Origin of the sequence: Miniimonas arenae (genome assembly GCF_006351005.1) — a bacterium.
Classification (GTDB): Bacteria; Actinomycetota; Actinomycetes; order Actinomycetales; family Beutenbergiaceae; genus Miniimonas; species Miniimonas arenae.
Window position 1 is genome coordinate 1 of sequence record NZ_VENP01000008.1, and the last position, 15834, is coordinate 15834.

Consider the following 15834-nt stretch of genomic DNA (forward strand, 5'->3'; position numbering starts at 1 on the left):
AGCGTGACGGTGAGCGTCGGCCGTACCAGTCCCGTGGTGAGCGTGACGGCGACCGGCGTCCCCCGTACGAGAAGCGCGACGGCGACCGTCGCCCATACCAGTCCCGCGGCTCGGGCGATGGCGAGCGCCGCCCCTATCAGCCGCGTGGTGAGCGCCCCAGCGGATCGAGCGCACGGTCGTCGTTCGCGCGCTCGGGCGAACGCGCGGTGCGTCCCGGTCAGGACCGGCGCGCGGAGCGCCCGCAGGAGCCCTTCCTCCCGGAAGAGATCGAGTTCTCGATGCTCGACCGCGAGGTGCGACGCTCCCTGCGCGGGCTGACGAAGGAGAACGCCGAGCGCGTCGGCCTGCACCTCGTGATGGCTGGGCGCCTGCTCGACGTCGACCCCGAGCTTGCGTACGAGCACGCCCAGGCCGCGGGTCGGCGCGCGGCGCGAATCGACGTCGTGCGCGAGGCGATGGCGCTGACGGCCTATGCCACCGGTCGCTACGCCGAGACGCTGCGCGAGATCCGCACGGCTCGTCGCCTCAGCGGGGTCGACGGGCATCGGGCCCTCGAGGCGGACGCCGAGCGTGGCCTCGGACGCCCCGAGCGGGCGATCGCCATCGTCCGTGAGGCCGCGGGCAAGGTCACCACGGCGGAGTCCATCGAGCTGACGATCGTGGAGGCGGGGGCCCGGATCGACATGGGCGAGGCCGAGGTCGCGCTGCTGCTGCTCGACGAGCTGACGGTGCCCGCCCGCTTCGGTGAGCTCGCCGCACGGGTCGAGGCGGCGAAGGAGCCGGCGCTGCGCGCGCTCGGTCGTGCGGACGAGGCCGACGCCGTGGCCGCAGCGACCGAGGACGTCGGCGTGATCGAGGTCGACGAGGACGTCGAGGTGTTCGACCTCGACGAGTCGGAGGACGCGGACGGCGACCAGATCGACGACGTCGACGCGTCGGAGGACGAGTCCGACGAGGTCTTCGAGCCCGTGGCCGTGTCGGCCGACGAGCCCGACGACGCCAGCGGCGTCGCGGGCGAGCCCGATGAGGCGGACGACAGCGCCGGCGAGCCCGATGACACGACCGACGCGGACGACGAGCTCCACAGCGCCGACTCCGCGTCCGACCTCGCTGACGCTCCGGTGGAGGTGCTGGAGGTGGACGAGGAGTCGGAGGATGTCCCTGACGACGTCGACATCTCCGTGGCCCCCGGGACGGACGATCCCGACCCCGTCGAGGCCCAGGCCACCGAGGACGTGCCCGAGTCGGCGGACGTCTCCGCCGAGGGCCCGGTCACGGAGGACGAGGAAGGGCGACTGTTCTGATGGTCGAGTCCACGCTCGCCTCGAGCGAGATCCCCCTCGTCCGGGCGCACGACGCGGTTCTGCTCGACCTGGACGGCGTCGTGTACCGCGGCGCGCTCGCCGTCGAGCATGCGGCTGGCGCGATCGCCGCGGTCGCCGCGGCGGGCGCCTCGCCCGTCTACGTCACGAACAACGCGGCACGCCCGCCGTCGGTCGTCGCGGACCAGCTCACCTCGCTCGGCATCCCGACCGATCCCGCGCACGTCATGACGGCGTCGCTCGCCGCCGCAGCGATGCTGCGCAAGACGCTGCCCGCGGGCGCGACGGTGCTCTGCGTCGGCGGCCCCGGCCTGCACGAGGCCGTCGGCTCGGCGGGGTTCCGCGTGGTCACGTCCGCGCAGGAGAGGCCCGACGCCGTCGCGCAGGGCTTCGGACCGCAGGTCGGCTGGGCCGAGCTGACCGAGGCGGCGTACGCCGTCGCCGCCGGTGCGCGCTACGTGGCGACGAACCTCGACGCGACCCTGCCGACCGAGCGCGGGATGGCCGTGGGCAACGGCTCGCTCGTCGCCGCCGTCGTCAACGCCACCGGTGTCCGCCCGACCAGCTCGGGCAAGCCGGAGGCCGGCATCTTCCACGAGGCGGCCGATCTCGTGCGGGCGACCCGGCCGATCGCCGTCGGCGACCGGCTGGACACCGACCTCGCCGGCGCCCGCGCCGCCGGGATTCCCGGACTGCACGTCCTCACGGGCGTCAGTCAGGTCCCGGACCTGCTCGTGGCCGGAGCGCACGAGCGCCCGGCGTACCTCGCCACGGACCTGCGTGGCCTGCTCGAGGTGCACCCCGCCGTCGTGCGCGACGGCGAGGGGTACCGCTGCGGCGACGCCCGCGCCATCGCGGTTGGTGACGCCTGGGGTGTCGTGCGCGAGGGCACGCTCGTGCCGGGCGAACGACTCGCCGACCTGACGCTCGACGAGCTGCGTGCGCTGTGCGTCGCGGTGTGGGCGGCCGCCGACGCCGGGACGCCGGTCGAGCGGTCCGCGCTCGCGGCGGTGCCCGCCACGGTGACGCCGGCGCCATGACCGAGCCCGGCGAGGTCGAGCGGCCGAGGCCGGGGGACTGGCTCTCCCGACCCAGGCCGCCGCGCGCTCTCGACCCCGGCGGTGACGCGCTCGAGTCGGACGGCGGCGACGCCCTCGATCTGGACGACGCGGACCTGACGCAGCGCGCCGACGTCGCCGAGCTCGTCCCCACCCCGGAGTCGCTCGAGGAACGACCGGTGCGCGAGCACGTCGCCGTGTTCGAGGAGGTCCACCGCTCCCTCGTCGAGCTGCTCGACGACGCGGAGCGCTGATGGCGCGGCTCGACGTCGAGCTCACCGAGCGCGGGCTCGCCGCCTCGCGCTCGATGGCGCAACGGCTCGTCGCCGAGCGCCGGGTGCACGTCGCCGGACGCGTCGCCGAGCGAGCCTCCGCCCGGGTCGACCCCTCGACGCCGATCACGGTCGAGGCGGGGGAGGACTACGTCTCGCGCGCCGCCCACAAGCTGGCCGGCGCGCTCGACCGGCTCGCCGAGGCGCCGTGCGGGGCGCCGGTGCTCGCGGGTCGCCGCGTGCTCGACGCGGGCGCGTCGACCGGGGGCTTCACGCAGGTGGCGCTCCGGCGCGGAGCGGCGCACGTGGTGGCCGTCGACGTCGGCTCGGGGCAGCTGGACGCCCGGCTGCGTGGCCGGCCCGACGTGAGCGTGCTCGAGCACACCAACGTCCGTACGCTCGACCCCGCCCTCGTGGCGCCCGCGCCCGACGTGCTCGTCGCGGACCTCTCCTTCATCTCGCTCACCCTCGTGCTCGCTCCGCTCGCGGCGGCGCTCGCGCCCACCGCGGACGCGCTGCTGCTGGTCAAGCCCCAGTTCGAGGTCGGCCGCGACCGGCTCGGCAGCGGCGGGGTCGTGACGGACGAGGCGGCGCGCGCCGACGCCGTGGAGCGCGTGCTCGCCGCCAGCTCGGCCGAGGGCCTGCGCGCCCTGGCCGCGTTGCCGAGCCCGCTCGCCGGCACGCACGGCAACCACGAGATCGTGGTCTGGCTGCGCCGGGACGAGGCCGGGGTGCCGCTCGAGGCCGACGCCGAGCACCGTCGCCTGGCGCTCGGTGCCGCGGCCGGGGAGCTCGTGGTCGCAGAATGGGGGTCGTGATGTCTTCACCGCGCCGGGTCCTCGTCGTGTCCCACACCCACGAGCGCGCACTCGCCGCGCGGGCGGAGCTCGAGGGACAGCTCGTCGAGCACGGCCTCAGCGCGCTGCGCGAGGAGGACCTCGACACCGGGCCCGACGGCGCCGTCGTCCTGCCCGAGGGGGTCGAGGTCGCCGTCGTGCTCGGCGGGGACGGCACGATCCTGCGGGCCGTCGAGCTCGTCCGGGGGACCGGCGTCCCGGTCGTGGGTATCAACCTCGGGCACGTCGGGTTCCTCGCGGAGCTGGACGAGTCCGAGATCGGCGACGCGGTCGCGCAGATCGCCCGCCGCGACTACACGGTGGAGCACCGGATGACGGTCGACGTCCTCGTGCGCACCGCGGACGGCACGGAGCACCGGACGTGGGCCATCAACGAGGCGTCGGTCGAGAAGGACCGCCCCGAGCGCATGATCGAGCTCGCCATCGGGGTCGACGGGCGTGGCCTGGAGACCTTCGGGTGCGACGGGATCGTGCTCGCGACGCCCACGGGCTCGACCGCCTACGCGTTCTCCGCGGGTGGGCCGGTGGTCTGGCCCGACGTCGAGGCGCTGCTGCTCGTCCCGCTGAGCGCGCACGCGCTGTTCGCCCGGCCGCTCGTCGTCGGGCCGGACAGCGTGCTGGAGGTCGAGCTCCTCGAGCGGACCGGGACGTGGGCCACCATGTGGTGCGACGGTCGGCGCACCGTGCCCGTCTCCCCGGGCAGCCGGGTCGAGGTGCGCCGCGGCGCCGAGCCGGTCGCGCTCGCCCGCCTGCGCCCGGGCCCGTTCACCTCGCGCCTGGTGCGCAAGTTCGCCCTCCCCGTGGTCGGCTGGCGCGGGAGCCGGCCGTGATCGAGGAGATCGCGATTCGCGACCTCGGCGTGATCGCGAGCGCGCGCCTCGAGCCGACCGCCGGGTTCACCGCCGTGACGGGCGAGACCGGGGCGGGCAAGACGATGCTGCTCACCGCGCTCGGTCTGCTGCTGGGCGGGCGCTCCGACGCCGCCCTCGTGCGCGCCGGCGCCGAGCGCGCCGAGGTCGAAGGTCGGTTCGTCAAGTTGCCGCAGGCCGTGGTGGAGCGCACCGCCGACGCCGGTGGCGAGCTGGACGACGGCGCGCTCATCCTGGCCCGGACGGTGTCGGGCGGCCGGTCGCGCGCCCACCTGGGCGGTCGCAGCGTGCCGCAGGGCGTGCTCGCCGAGCTGGCCGAGCACCTCGTCACCGTGCACGGTCAGTCCGACCAGGTGCAGCTGCGCTCGCCGAGCCGGCAGCGCGAGGTGGTCGACGCCTTCGCGGGACCGGACCAGCCCGAGCTGCTCGCCCAGGTGCGCGCCGCGCACGCCCGCGTGCGCGAGCTCGCCGCGGCGGTGCAGGACGCACGTGCCGGCGAGCGGACCCGCACCCTGGAGATCGCGACGCTGCGCAGCGCGCTCGAGGAGATCGACGCCGCCGAGATCCTGCCCGGCGAGGACGAGGAGCTGCGGTCGGAGGCGAGCCGGCTCGACAACGTCGAGACGCTCCGGCTCGCCGCGCACGACGCGGCCACCGCGCTGGGCGGGGATCCGAGCGAGGGGGCGGACGGCGCCGTCGTGCTCCTCGAACGCGCCGCCCGCGCGCTGCAGCGGGCTGGTGAGCACGACGGGACGCTCGCCCTCCTCGGTACCCAGGTTCTGGACGCCGCCTACGCCGCGGCCGAGCTCGACGCCGAGGTCGGCCGGTACGTGGGCGGCCTCGAGGCCGACCCCGCGCGGCTGGACGCCGTGCACGCGCGCCGCGCGCAGCTCGCCCAGCTCGCCCGCAGCTACGGCACGGCGTTCGGCGACCCGCACCCCGACGACCCGCCGCCGGGCAGCAGCGATGCCGTGCTCGCCTGGGCCGAGGGCGCGCGGGCCCGGCTCGCCGCCCTCACCGGACCCGGCCACGACCTCGACGCCCTCGGCGCCGCGCTGCAGGAGGCCGAGCGGGAGCGCGCGGAGGTGAACGCGCGGCTCACGGCCGCACGTCGCGCCGCGGGCGTCGCGCTCGCCGGCGCCGTGACCGAGGAGCTGCACGGGCTCGCGATGCCCGACGCCGAGGTGTCTGTCGCCGTCGAGCCAGCCGACCCCGGCGCCACCGGCGCCGACGCGGTGACGATCCTGCTCGCCCCGCACCGCGGCGCACCCCCGCGGCCCCTGGGCCAGGGTGCCTCCGGCGGCGAGCTCTCCCGGGTGATGCTCGCGCTCGAGGTCGCGCTCGCGGAGCACCGCGGGACGGCCGACGGCGCCACGTTCGTCTTCGACGAGGTCGACGCCGGCATCGGGGGCCGCACGGCCGCACAGGTCGGCGCTCGTCTCGCGCGGCTGGCCCGGACGGCGCAGGTGCTCGTGGTCACCCACCTCGCGCAGGTGGCGGCGTACGCCGACCGCCAGGTCGTCGTCGCGAAGGACCCGGCCGCGGCCGACGGCGCCGTGACGACCGTGCGGGTCGTGGCCGGCGAGGAGCGCACCGAGGAGCTGGCCCGGATGCTGTCGGGAGAGACGAGCGCCACGGCACGTCAGCACGCCGCCGACCTGCTCGCACGCTCGGACGTGGGACGATGGGCGACGCCATGAGACTCTCCGTACGCCGCGAACCCGTCGCCGAGGACGTGGTCGCCGGACCGGCACGCGTGGACCGACGCACCAAGTCCCTCACGAAGCGCCTGGCGGAGGGCGACGTCGCCGTCATCGACCACCAGGACATCGACCGCGTCTCCGCCGAGGCGCTCGTGGCCTGCCGTCCCGCGGCCGTGCTCAACGCGGCCGCCTCGACCTCCGGGCGCTACCCGAACCTCGGCCCGCAGATCCTCGTCGACGCCGGTGTGGTGCTCGTCGACGGCCTCGGACCGGACGTGATGGCGGTCAAGGACGGCACGCGGCTCACGATCCACGACGGTGAGGTGCGCCACGGCACCAAGCTGGTGGCGCAGGGGGTGCGCCAGGACGAGCAGACGGTGGAGACCGCGATGGCGGCCGCCCGTGAGGGTCTCTCGGACCAGCTCGAGGCGTTCGCGGCGAACACGCTCGACTACATGGTCAAGGAGCGCGACCTGCTGCTCGACGGCATCGGCGTTCCGAAGGTCAGCACGCCGATCGAGGGCCGCGGGGTGCTCATCGTGGTGCGCGGGTACCACTACAAGGAAGACCTCGCGATGCTGCGGTCGTGGATCCGGCAGAGCCGGCCCGTCCTCGTGGGCGTCGACGGCGGTGCGGACGCGATCCTCGAGGCCGGCTGGACCCCGGACCTCATCGTGGGCGACATGGACTCCGTGTCGGACAAGGCGCTGACGTGCGGTGCGGAGATCGTGGTGCACGCCTACCGGGACGGGCGCGCCCCCGGCCAGGCGCGGGTGGAGCGGCTCGGCGCACCGCACGTCGTGTTCCCGGCGACCGGTACGAGCGAGGACGTCGCGATGCTCCTCGCGGACGACATGGGCGCCGAGATCATCGTCGCGATCGGCACGCACGCCACCCTCATCGAGTTCCTCGACAAGGGCCGCAACGGCATGGCGAGCACGTTCCTCACCCGGCTCCGGGTCGGCGGCAAGCTCGTGGACGCCAAGGGCGTCTCGCGGCTCTACCGGCCCTCGATCTCGACGTGGCAGCTCGTGCTGCTCGTCCTGGCCGGCCTCGCGGCCCTCACCGTCGCCCTCGCGGTGACCCCTGCGGGCCAGGCCGGCCTGGAGATCCTCCTGGCCCGCTGGGACGACTTCACGTCCTTCGTCCGATCCCTGTTCTCTGGAGGCTGAGGCGTGGTCGACTTCCGCTACCACCTCGTGTCGCTCATCTCGGTCTTCCTCGCGCTCGCCGTCGGGATCGTGCTCGGTGCCGGGCCGCTGCGCGACACCATCTCCGACCAGCTCACCGGCCAGGTGGAGCAGCTGCGCTCGGAGAAGGACGCGCTGCGCGTCCAGCTCGACGAGGCGCAGGGTCAGCTCGCCGACGACGAGGCCTTCCTCGCCGCGTCCGCCCCGGACCTGCTCGCCGAGCGGCTGCCGTCCTACCGGGTGGCGCTCGTGCTGCTCCCGGACGTGCCGCAGGCGAGCGTCGAGACCGTCACGGAGCGGCTGGGCCAGGCGGGCGCAAGCGTGACCGCCCGCGTCGAGCTGACCTCGCTCTGGGCGGACCCGAGCCAGACCGCGGTGCGCTCCCAGGTCGCCGGGGCCGTGCGGGACGAGGTGAGCGCCGTCGCGCCCGTCGACACCGACGCCGACGACGCCCACGTGCTCGCGGCGGCCCTCGCCGTCGCCCTCACGGACGCGGACGCGCTCGACCCGAGCTCGCCGTCGCAGGCCGCGAAGGACGTCCTCACGCGCCTGACCGGGGGGTCGGAGCCGCTCGCGACCGCGCCGGAGGCAGGCACCGCCGACCTCGTCCTCGTGCTGACCCCGCAGGCGGTGCAGCAGCCCGCCGACGCGACGCCGGACCCCGAGATCACCGCGATGAGCACGGGGTGGGGCGGCGCGCTGGCGCCGCTCGGCTCCTACGCCGACGCCGTGGTGGCCGGCTATGCCACGCTGCCCGACGACATCGTGCCCGCCGTCCGGTCCGCCGGCGGCGTCACCACCGTCGACGGCCTCGACACTCTGGTCGGTCAGCTCACGGTGCCGCTCGCACTGGCCGCGGTGGCCGCGGGCGAGGAGGACGGCGACTACGGCTTCGGCACGGGCGCGACGTCGGTCGCGCCGCCGTCGGTCACGCTCACCGCGCCGGTGCGCGGGACCTCCGGCGGGGACGGCTCGGGCGCCACCGACGGCGCGACGGACGGCGCGACGGACGGCGCCGCCACGGACGGCGCCACCGACGCCTCCACCACGGAGGGTGCGGGCGAGGGCGCCCCGGAGGGCTCCGAGAACGCCGACGACGCCGGCACGGACCAGGCGGCGACGGACCAGGCGGCGACGGAGCAGGCGGCGACGGAGCAGGCACTCACCGACCAGGCGGCCACCGTCGGGCACGGCGACGCCGCGCGCCGCGGCCCCGTTCTGGCGGACGCCGCATGAGGCGGATCATCGCGGTCGTCAACGGCGCGGCCTGGGTGCGGGGCGGCCTCGCGGAGCTGCGGCGTGATCCGCGGCCCGAGCTCGAGCGCACCAACTTCCGCGGCCGCACCGTGAGCCTCGGCGGTGGCGTGGCCGCGGCGGTCGGCACGCTCGCGGGCACGCTGAGCGCCGGCGGGCGGGACGCGACGGCGGGCGTCGTCGCGGTGCTCCCGGCTGCGGCGCTCGGGGCCTGGGACGACCTCGGCGAGGCGCCCGAGGACCGCGCCACCAAGGGCCTGCGCGGACACCTGCGCGCGCTGCGCGAGGGTCGCCTGACCACCGGAGCGGCCAAGCTCGCGGGCATCACGACGGCGGGCCTCGCCGCCGGCGCGATCCTCGCCGCGGGCCGTGGTCGCCTCGCCGGGACCGGGCTGCTCGACGCCGTGACCAGCGGCGCGCTCGTGGCCGGCACCGCGAACCTCGTCAACCTGCTCGACCTGCGGCCCGGCCGCGCGCTCAAGGTGACCGCGATCGTCGCGGCGCCGCTCGCCGTCGTGGGCGGCCCGGGCTCCGCCGTCGCGGCCGGCGTGGCGGGCGCCGCGGGGGGCGCGCTGCCGAGCGACCTCGCGGAGACCACGATGCTCGGCGACACCGGTGCGAACGCGCTCGGCGCCGCCCTCGGCGTGGCGCTGGCGGCGCACCCGCTCCCGGCCGTGCGCCTGGGTGCGCTCGCCGTCGTCGTCGCGGGCACGCTCGCGAGCGAGAAGGTGAGCTTCTCCGCCGTCATCGAGCGCACCCCGGCCCTGCGCGCGCTCGACGGCGCGGGCCGGCTGGGCGCCTGAGGCGGACGGGGCGGTCGTGAGCACCGGGCGGCTGGCTCGGCTGACGTCCGGCGTCGCCGGCGCGGCCGCCGTCATCACCGCGCTCACGCTGCTCGCACGCGTGACCGGCTTCGCCCGCTGGTTCGCGCTCAACGCCTGGGTCGGCCCCAACGCGGTCGGCAGCGCGTACGCGACCGCGAACACCGTCCCCAACGTCCTCTACGAGGTCGCCGCCGGCGGCGCCCTCGCCGGCACCGTCGTCCCGCTGCTGGCCGGTGCGCTGGCCCGGCACCTGCGCGCCGACGTCGACCGGGTCTCCTCGGCCCTGCTGAGCTGGGCGCTGCTCGTGCTCGTCCCGGTCGGGGCGTTCACCTGGCTCGCGGCGCCGTGGGTGGTCCAGGCGCTGCTGTCCTCGGGTGCGCCGGCGGACCAGCGGGAGCTCGCGGCGACGCTGCTGCGGATCTTCGCGTGGCAGATCCCGCTGTACGGCGTCGGCGTCGTGCTGTCCGGGGTGCTCCAGGCGCACCGCCGGTTCGTCGGGCCGGCGCTGGCACCGTTTCTGTCGAGCGTCGTGGTCATCGCGTCCTACTACGTGGTCGGGCGGCTCGTGCCCGCGGGGACCGAGCCCGGCCAGCTCTCGGGCGCCGCCGTCGCGTGGCTCGGCTGGGGCACCACGGCGGGGGTGGTGGCGCTCAGCCTGCCGCTGCTGGTGCCGGTGCACCGCGCCGGCGTGCGCCTGCGCCCGACGCTGCACTTCCCGCCCGGCGTCGCGCGCCGCGCCCGCGCGCTCGCCCTCGCGGGAGCGGGCGGGCTGCTCGCGCAGCAGGTCAGCGTCGTGGTCACCGTGCGGCTGGCGAATGCCTGGGGCGGCGCGGGCGCGCTCAACGTCAACCAGTACGCGACGGCGGTGGTGCTGCTGCCGTACGCGGTGCTCGCGATCCCGCTCGCGACCGCGATGTTCCCGCGCCTCGCGCAGCACGCCGCGACCGGACGTGGGGACGAGCTCGCGCGGGACACGGCACGGTCCACCCGCGTCCTCGTGCTCGTGTCCGTCGCCGGGGCCGCGGCTCTCGTCGCGGCCGCGTGGCGGGTGCAGGACGTCTTCGCGGCGGTCGCGCGCGGCGGCAGCGTGGACGGGATGGCGCAGGCTGTCGTTGCCGGGGCCCCAAGCGTCCTCGGGCTCGCGCTCATGTACCACCTCAGCCGCGTGCTGTTCGCGACCGAGCACGCGCGGCACGCGCTGGTGGGGACGAGCGTCGGCTGGGTCGCGGTCGCGGTCGCGGGCACGGCCTGGCTGCTCGTCGCGACCACCGTGCCCGACGGCGGGGACGCGACGGCCGTGCTGCGCGCGCTCGGCGCGGCCTCCAGCGTCGGCACGCTGATCGGCGCGGCCGTGCTGGCGGTGGCCGTCCGCGGCGTCGTCGGGCCGCACGCGCTCACCGGACTCGCCCGCACCGCGACCGTGGCCGTGGCCGGCGGCGTGGTGGGTGCGGGAGCCGGGCTCGCCGTCGCGGGTCTCGCCCCGGACGGCGGCGTCGTCGTCGCGGTGCTGCTCGGGCTGCTCGGCGGCGGACTCGCGGCGGCGATCACCGCCGGGGGAGTGCTCGTGGGCGACCGCAGCACGATGACGGCGCTGCGGACCGCGCGGCGCCGGCCCGGCGCCGCCGACACGACCCAGACCGACGAGAACCCTGAGCCCGCTGGACCCGCTGGACCCGCTCAACCAACCTCGATCGAGACAGGTGAGTCCTGATGCGCATCCTGCAGGTCGTCGGCCACGCGGCCGGCGGCATCGGCGTCCACGTGCGTGACCTCGTCGCCGGGCTGACCGGCGCCGGTGAGCGCGTGGAGGTCGTGGCGCCCTCGGACACGGCGCAGCGGTTCGGCTTCGCCGACGCCGCGGTGCGCGCGTGGCCGCAGTGGTCGCGGCCGGTCGAGGCGGACCAGGCGATGCGGCGCCTGCGATCGCTCGTGGCCACCGCCGACGTGGTGCACGCCCACGGCCACCAGGCCGGGCTCGCCGCGGTGCTGGCCGCGTTCGGCGGCGCCGTGCCCGTCGTCGTGAGCTGGCACAACACGGCGCCCACGGGCGGTGTCGGCGGCGTCGTGGCCGGGCTCGGCGAGCGGCTCCAGGTGCGCCGAGCGAGCATGGTGACCGGCGCGTCCCAGGACCTCGTCGAGCGTGCGCGTGAGCTCGGTGCCGCGCGCGCCGAGCTCGCGCCCGTCGCCGCGCCCGCGGCCGGCTCGTGGCGCGGGACGAGGCAGGAGGCGCGGGCCGCCGTCGCGCGCGTGCTGGGGCTGTCGTCGGCCGGCGACGGGGAGGTCTGGGCGCTCACCGTGTCGCGGATGGCGCCGCAGAAGGACCTGCCGGTGCTCGCGGCCGCCGCGCGGCGGCTCGCGAGCGAGCCCGCCCTGCGCTGGATCGTCGTGGGCGACGGCGAGGAGTCCGTCCGCGCCGACCTCGCCGCCCGCACGGCGAGGCTCCCGGTCCACCTGGTCGGCGCCCGCGACGACGTCGCGACGTTCATGGCCGCGGCCGACCTGCTCGTCGTGCCGAGCCGGTGGGAGGCCCGCGCGCTCGTCGTGCAGGAGGCCCTCGCCGCCGGACTGCCCGTCGTCGCGACCGACGTCGGCGGCCTGCCCGAGCTCGTCACGGGGTGCGGCCTGCTCGTGCCGGTCGGCGACGACGCGGCGCTGGCGGCCGCCGTCGCCCATCTCGTGCACGACGGCGCGCGGCGCCTCGAGCTGGGCGCGCTCGCCCGCGAGCGGTTCACGCAGCTGCCGACCTCGCCCGACGTCACGGCCGCGTGGCGCGCGCGGTACGCGGCGCTCACGGGAGGTGCCCAGGAGACCTGTTAGGGTGGAACTCCGTGGTGGAACACTCGCGAAGGACCCTGACCGCAGGCGCTTCTCACGGCGTCACGAAGCACATCTTCGTCACGGGGGGTGTCGTCTCCTCCCTCGGCAAGGGCCTCAGTGCCTCCTCCCTCGGCCAGCTCCTGCGGGCCCGCGGACTGCGCGTGACCATGCAGAAGCTCGACCCTTACCTCAACGTGGACCCGGGAACGATGAACCCGTTCCAGCACGGCGAGGTGTTCGTCACCGAGGACGGTGGCGAGACTGACCTCGACATCGGCCACTACGAGCGCTTCCTCGACGTCGACCTCGACAAGGACGCGAACGTCACGACCGGTCAGGTCTACTCCACGGTGATCGCGAAGGAGCGTCGCGGGGAGTACCTCGGCGACACCGTCCAGGTCATCCCGCACATCACCGACGAGATCAAGGCGCGGATGCGTGCACGCGCCCTCGACGACGACGCCCCGGACGTCATCATCACCGAGATCGGCGGCACGGTCGGCGACATCGAGTCGCAGCCGTTCCTCGAGGCGGCGCGCCAGGTGCGCCAGGACGTCGGCCGCGACCACGTGTTCTTCCTGCACGTCTCGCTCGTGCCGTACATCGGGCCGAGCAAGGAGCTCAAGACCAAGCCGACGCAGCACTCCGTGGCCGCGCTGCGCAGCATCGGCATCCAGCCCGACGCGATCGTGTGCCGCTCCGACCGCCCGCTGCCCGAGGGCGTCAAGGGGAAGATCGCCGCGATGTGCGACGTCGACGCCGACGCGGTCGTCAACGCGATCGACGCGCCGAGCATCTACGACATCCCCAAGGTGCTGCACTCCGAGGGCCTGGACGCCTATGTGGTGCGCCGCCTCGGCCTGCCGTTCCGGGACGTGGACTGGACGAACTGGGGCACCGTGCTCGAGCGCGTGCACCACCCCGCGCACGACGTCGAGGTGGCGCTCGTGGGCAAGTACGTCGGGCTGCCGGACGCCTACCTGTCGGTGACCGAGGCGCTGCGCGCCGGCGGCTTCGCGCACGACGCCAAGGTCCGCATCCGCTGGGTCGAGTCCGACACGTGCGAGACCCCCGAGGGTGCGCGCCGCGCGCTCGAGGGCGCCGACGCCGTGCTCGTGCCCGGGGGCTTCGGCGTGCGCGGCATCGAGGGCAAGCTCGGCGCCCTGACGTGGGCCCGCACCCACCAGGTGCCGACCCTCGGCATCTGCCTCGGTCTGCAGTGCATGGTGATCGAGTACGCGCGCACGCAGCTGGGCCTCGCGCAGGCCTCCTCCTCGGAGTTCCACCCCGACACCCCGGACCCCGTGGTCGCGACGATGGCCGAGCAGCTGGCGTTCGTCGGCGGCGAGGGCGACCTGGGCGGCACGATGCGGCTGGGCTCCTACCCGGCCGTGCTCGTGAGCGGGTCGGTCGCCGCGCAGGCGTACGGGACCGAGCGCGTCACCGAGCGGCACCGTCACCGCTACGAGGTCAACAACGCCTACCGCGCGCGCCTGGAGGAGGCCGGCCTGGTCATCTCGGGCACGTCTCCGGACTCCTCGCTCGTGGAGTTCGTCGAGCTGCCGCGCGAGGTGCACCCCTACTACGTGGCCACCCAGGCGCACCCCGAGTTCAAGTCGCGGCCCACGAAGGCCCACCCTCTCTTCGCGGGGCTCGTCGACGCCGCGCTCGCGCGTCAGCGGGAGACGCGCCTGCTCGAGGTGGAGCCCGCCCGATGAGCGAGGCCGCCGGCGGGACGCAGGCGTTCGGAGACGCCCTCGTCGCACGACCCGTGCGCGCCGAGCGCACCGTGTTCTCCGGGCGGGTGTTCGACGTCGTGAGCCGGGACGTCGACCTGGGCGAGGCCGGCGTGGTGACGCGCGAGATGGTGCACCACCCGGGCGCCGTCGCCGTCGTGGCCCTCGACGAGCACGATCGCGTGCTGCTGATCCGGCAGTACCGGGTCCCGGTGGGCGCCTACCTGTGGGAGGTTCCCGCGGGCCTGCTAGACGGTGGCGACGAGGAGACCCTGCTCGGTGCGGCCAAGCGCGAGCTCGCCGAGGAGACCGACCTGGCCGCCGACCGCTGGGACGTGCTCGTCGACTACGCGACGACGCCCGGTGCCTCCGACGAGGTGCTGCGCGTGTTCCTCGCCCGCGAGCTGCACGACGCCGAGGCGACGGACTTCGTGCGCGAGGGCGAGGAGGCGGAGATCGAGATCGATCGGGTCCCGCTCGCCGGGGCGGCGGACGCCGTCCTCGCGGGGCGGGTGCACAACCCGAGCGCGTGCGTGGGGCTGCTTGCCGCGGCCCGCGCGGCCGGGGACGGGTTCGCCTCGCTGCGTCCCGTCGACGCGCCGTTCGCGCTGCGGCCCGGCGTCCGACCGGCCTGAGTCGACGGGTCCGCCGTCAGACCCCGACCCGGTCGAGGAACTCCACGAGGTCGGGCAGCCCCAGGTAGGCGATCGTGCCGTGCGTGGCGATCGAGACCGTGCGGTAGGTGACGTCCATCCGGAGCGACCGGGCGCGGGCGACGTAGGCCTCGGTGTCGGAGGGGCGCACCAGCTCGTCGTCGAGCCCCTGCAGCACGAGCAGCGGCGCCGCGAACGCCGAGGAGCCGGCCGAGTTCTCCGCGAGCAGCGTGGCCCACGGCTCGGTGGTCGTCGGGTCCGCGACGACGAACCTCCCCACGACGGGATCGGCGATCCGGTGCAGCTCCTCGACGTGTGTGAGCAGGCACAGCGCGTTCATCTGAGGCTGGATCGCGACGGCCTCGGGCGTGAGGACGTCGCTGAGGTTCGCGCCGCGGTCGGCGTAGATCTCGGCGAACGCGCTGAACGCGTACGAGCCGATCGTCACCCCCGACACGTCGTCGAGGTGCGTGCGCATGAGCGCCGCCAGGTCGGCCGCCGGGGCCGCGGCCGCGACCGCGCGGACGTCGAGCTCGGGGGCGTACTGCTGCGCGAGCTCGGCCGCGAACAGCACCGCCTGCCCGCCCTGGGAGTGGCCCCACAGCACGACGTCGGAGCTCGCCTCCGCGCCGGGGATCGCCTGCGCGGCCCGGACCGCGTCGAGCACGTTGTGTCCCTCGGTCACGCCGATGAGGTAGGAGTCGGGTCCGTCTGTGCCCATGCCGGTGTAGTCCGTCGCGACGACGGTGTAGCCGCGGTCCAGGAGCACGCGCATGCCCTCGATGCCCAGGTACGGGTCGACGAAGAGGGACGGCGCGCACGCGCGTGCGGAACCGGTGGTGGGGTGGCCCCACGAGACCACGGTGCGTCCGCCGTCGGGAGCAGGCCCGAGGGGGGTGACGACCACGCCGGTCGCGACGACCGGGTCGCCGTTCAGGTCGGTCGACCGGTACATGATGCGCCAGCCCCGCGCATCCACCGGGACGCCCACCAGGGTCTCGCTCTTCACGATCGACCCGGGGGCACCCGGCAGCGCGTCGGTCGGCTGGGCGTAGAACGACTGGACGTCGCCCCGCTCCACGAGGTCGCCGACGATCCGCAGCGCGGTCGCGGCGACGAGCGCACCGACGAGGGCGAGGACCGCGGCGAGGGCGGTGACGGTCCAGCGGCGGGCCCGCCCGTGCCGACGGGGCTCGGGCGGTCGAGCCGGCTCCTCGCCCGGGTCGGCCCTCATGCGAGCACCCTAGGGCCTGCGGGCTCGCCGGGTGGTCGCTCCCGG

The 15834-nt window shown here is 75.7% G+C and carries 13 protein-coding genes and 1 pseudogene; 13 read left to right on the plus strand and 1 reads right to left on the minus strand.

Annotated elements, in window-relative coordinates; translation table 11 throughout:
• The 13 genes and pseudogenes from FH969_RS03560 to FH969_RS03620 form a co-directional block, all read left to right on the plus strand.
• Positions 1-1304: pseudogene (locus FH969_RS03560) on the plus strand (hypothetical protein); the annotation flags it as partial.
• Positions 1304-2362, plus strand: a complete 1059-nt coding sequence (locus FH969_RS03565; RefSeq protein ID WP_108719727.1) for an HAD-IIA family hydrolase — start codon at positions 1304-1306, stop codon at positions 2360-2362. The pseudogene FH969_RS03560 and the gene FH969_RS03565, both read left to right, overlap by 1 nt.
• Entirely contained in the window at positions 2359-2634 is a 276-nt protein-coding gene (locus FH969_RS03570; protein WP_108719728.1) for a hypothetical protein, read from the plus strand. Before FH969_RS03565 ends, FH969_RS03570 begins: the two co-directional genes overlap by 4 nt.
• Positions 2634-3470, plus strand: a complete 837-nt coding sequence (locus FH969_RS03575; RefSeq protein ID WP_108719729.1) for a TlyA family RNA methyltransferase — start codon at positions 2634-2636, stop codon at positions 3468-3470. Before FH969_RS03570 ends, FH969_RS03575 begins: the two co-directional genes overlap by 1 nt.
• The gene (locus FH969_RS03580; RefSeq protein WP_108720293.1) at positions 3470-4339 is read left to right on the plus strand and encodes an NAD kinase; all 870 of its coding nucleotides are present in this window, start codon (positions 3470-3472) and stop codon (positions 4337-4339) included. Before FH969_RS03575 ends, FH969_RS03580 begins: the two co-directional genes overlap by 1 nt.
• Positions 4336-6078: a DNA repair protein RecN gene (recN, locus tag FH969_RS03585; protein WP_108719730.1), complete on the plus strand. Its 1743-nt coding sequence runs from the start codon at positions 4336-4338 to the stop codon at positions 6076-6078. The genes FH969_RS03580 and recN overlap by 4 nt, the downstream gene beginning before the upstream one ends.
• Positions 6075-7253: a putative cytokinetic ring protein SteA gene (gene steA, locus FH969_RS03590; RefSeq protein ID WP_139986166.1), complete on the plus strand. Its 1179-nt coding sequence runs from the start codon at positions 6075-6077 to the stop codon at positions 7251-7253. The genes recN and steA overlap by 4 nt, the downstream gene beginning before the upstream one ends.
• Before the next feature lie 3 nt (positions 7254-7256).
• On the plus strand, positions 7257-8507 hold the full coding sequence (locus tag FH969_RS03595) for a copper transporter (protein WP_139986167.1): 1251 nt from the start codon (positions 7257-7259) through the stop codon (positions 8505-8507).
• Positions 8504-9328, plus strand: coding sequence for a hypothetical protein (locus FH969_RS03600; RefSeq protein WP_139986168.1), 825 nt, complete (start codon positions 8504-8506; stop codon positions 9326-9328). Before FH969_RS03595 ends, FH969_RS03600 begins: the two co-directional genes overlap by 4 nt.
• Positions 9329-9344: 16 nt before the next feature.
• Complete coding sequence (gene murJ / locus FH969_RS03605; protein ID WP_139986169.1) at positions 9345-11060, plus strand: murein biosynthesis integral membrane protein MurJ; 1716 nt, start codon at positions 9345-9347, stop codon at positions 11058-11060.
• A complete protein-coding gene (locus tag FH969_RS03610; RefSeq protein ID WP_139986170.1) occupies positions 11060-12166 on the plus strand; it encodes a glycosyltransferase family 4 protein in 1107 nt (368 codons plus the stop codon). The genes murJ and FH969_RS03610 overlap by 1 nt, the downstream gene beginning before the upstream one ends.
• A 14-nt stretch (positions 12167-12180) precedes the next feature.
• Positions 12181-13884: a CTP synthase gene (locus FH969_RS03615; protein ID WP_234417993.1), complete on the plus strand. Its 1704-nt coding sequence runs from the start codon at positions 12181-12183 to the stop codon at positions 13882-13884.
• On the plus strand, positions 13881-14537 hold the full coding sequence (locus FH969_RS03620; protein WP_139986171.1) for an NUDIX domain-containing protein: 657 nt from the start codon (positions 13881-13883) through the stop codon (positions 14535-14537). The genes FH969_RS03615 and FH969_RS03620 overlap by 4 nt, the downstream gene beginning before the upstream one ends.
• Before the next feature lie 16 nt (positions 14538-14553).
• Here the strand turns inward: FH969_RS03620 and FH969_RS03625 are convergent, their stop codons facing one another.
• Positions 14554-15789 (minus strand): alpha/beta fold hydrolase, encoded by a 1236-nt coding sequence (locus FH969_RS03625; protein WP_139986172.1) that lies wholly within the window; start codon positions 15787-15789, stop codon positions 14554-14556.
• Positions 15790-15834: the final 45 nt, after the last annotated feature.

What these genes read in the sequence shown, in the direction of transcription:
- FH969_RS03565 (WP_108719727.1), top strand. Translation starts at nt 1,304, where the DNA reads ATGGTCGAGTCCACGCTCGCCTCGAGCGAGATCCCCCTCGTCCGGGCG.
- FH969_RS03600 (WP_139986168.1), top strand. Translation starts at nt 8,504, where the DNA reads ATGAGGCGGATCATCGCGGTCGTCAACGGCGCGGCCTGGGTGCGGGGC.
- FH969_RS03620 (WP_139986171.1), top strand. Translation starts at nt 13,881, where the DNA reads ATGAGCGAGGCCGCCGGCGGGACGCAGGCGTTCGGAGACGCCCTCGTC.
- FH969_RS03580 (WP_108720293.1), top strand. Translation starts at nt 3,470, where the DNA reads ATGTCTTCACCGCGCCGGGTCCTCGTCGTGTCCCACACCCACGAGCGC.
- FH969_RS03575 (WP_108719729.1), top strand. Translation starts at nt 2,634, where the DNA reads ATGGCGCGGCTCGACGTCGAGCTCACCGAGCGCGGGCTCGCCGCCTCG.
- FH969_RS03625 (WP_139986172.1), bottom strand. Translation starts at nt 15,789, where the DNA reads ATGAGGGCCGACCCGGGCGAGGAGCCGGCTCGACCGCCCGAGCCCCGT.
- FH969_RS03610 (WP_139986170.1), top strand. Translation starts at nt 11,060, where the DNA reads ATGCGCATCCTGCAGGTCGTCGGCCACGCGGCCGGCGGCATCGGCGTC.
- steA (WP_139986166.1), top strand. Translation starts at nt 6,075, where the DNA reads ATGAGACTCTCCGTACGCCGCGAACCCGTCGCCGAGGACGTGGTCGCC.
- FH969_RS03570 (WP_108719728.1), top strand. Translation starts at nt 2,359, where the DNA reads ATGACCGAGCCCGGCGAGGTCGAGCGGCCGAGGCCGGGGGACTGGCTC.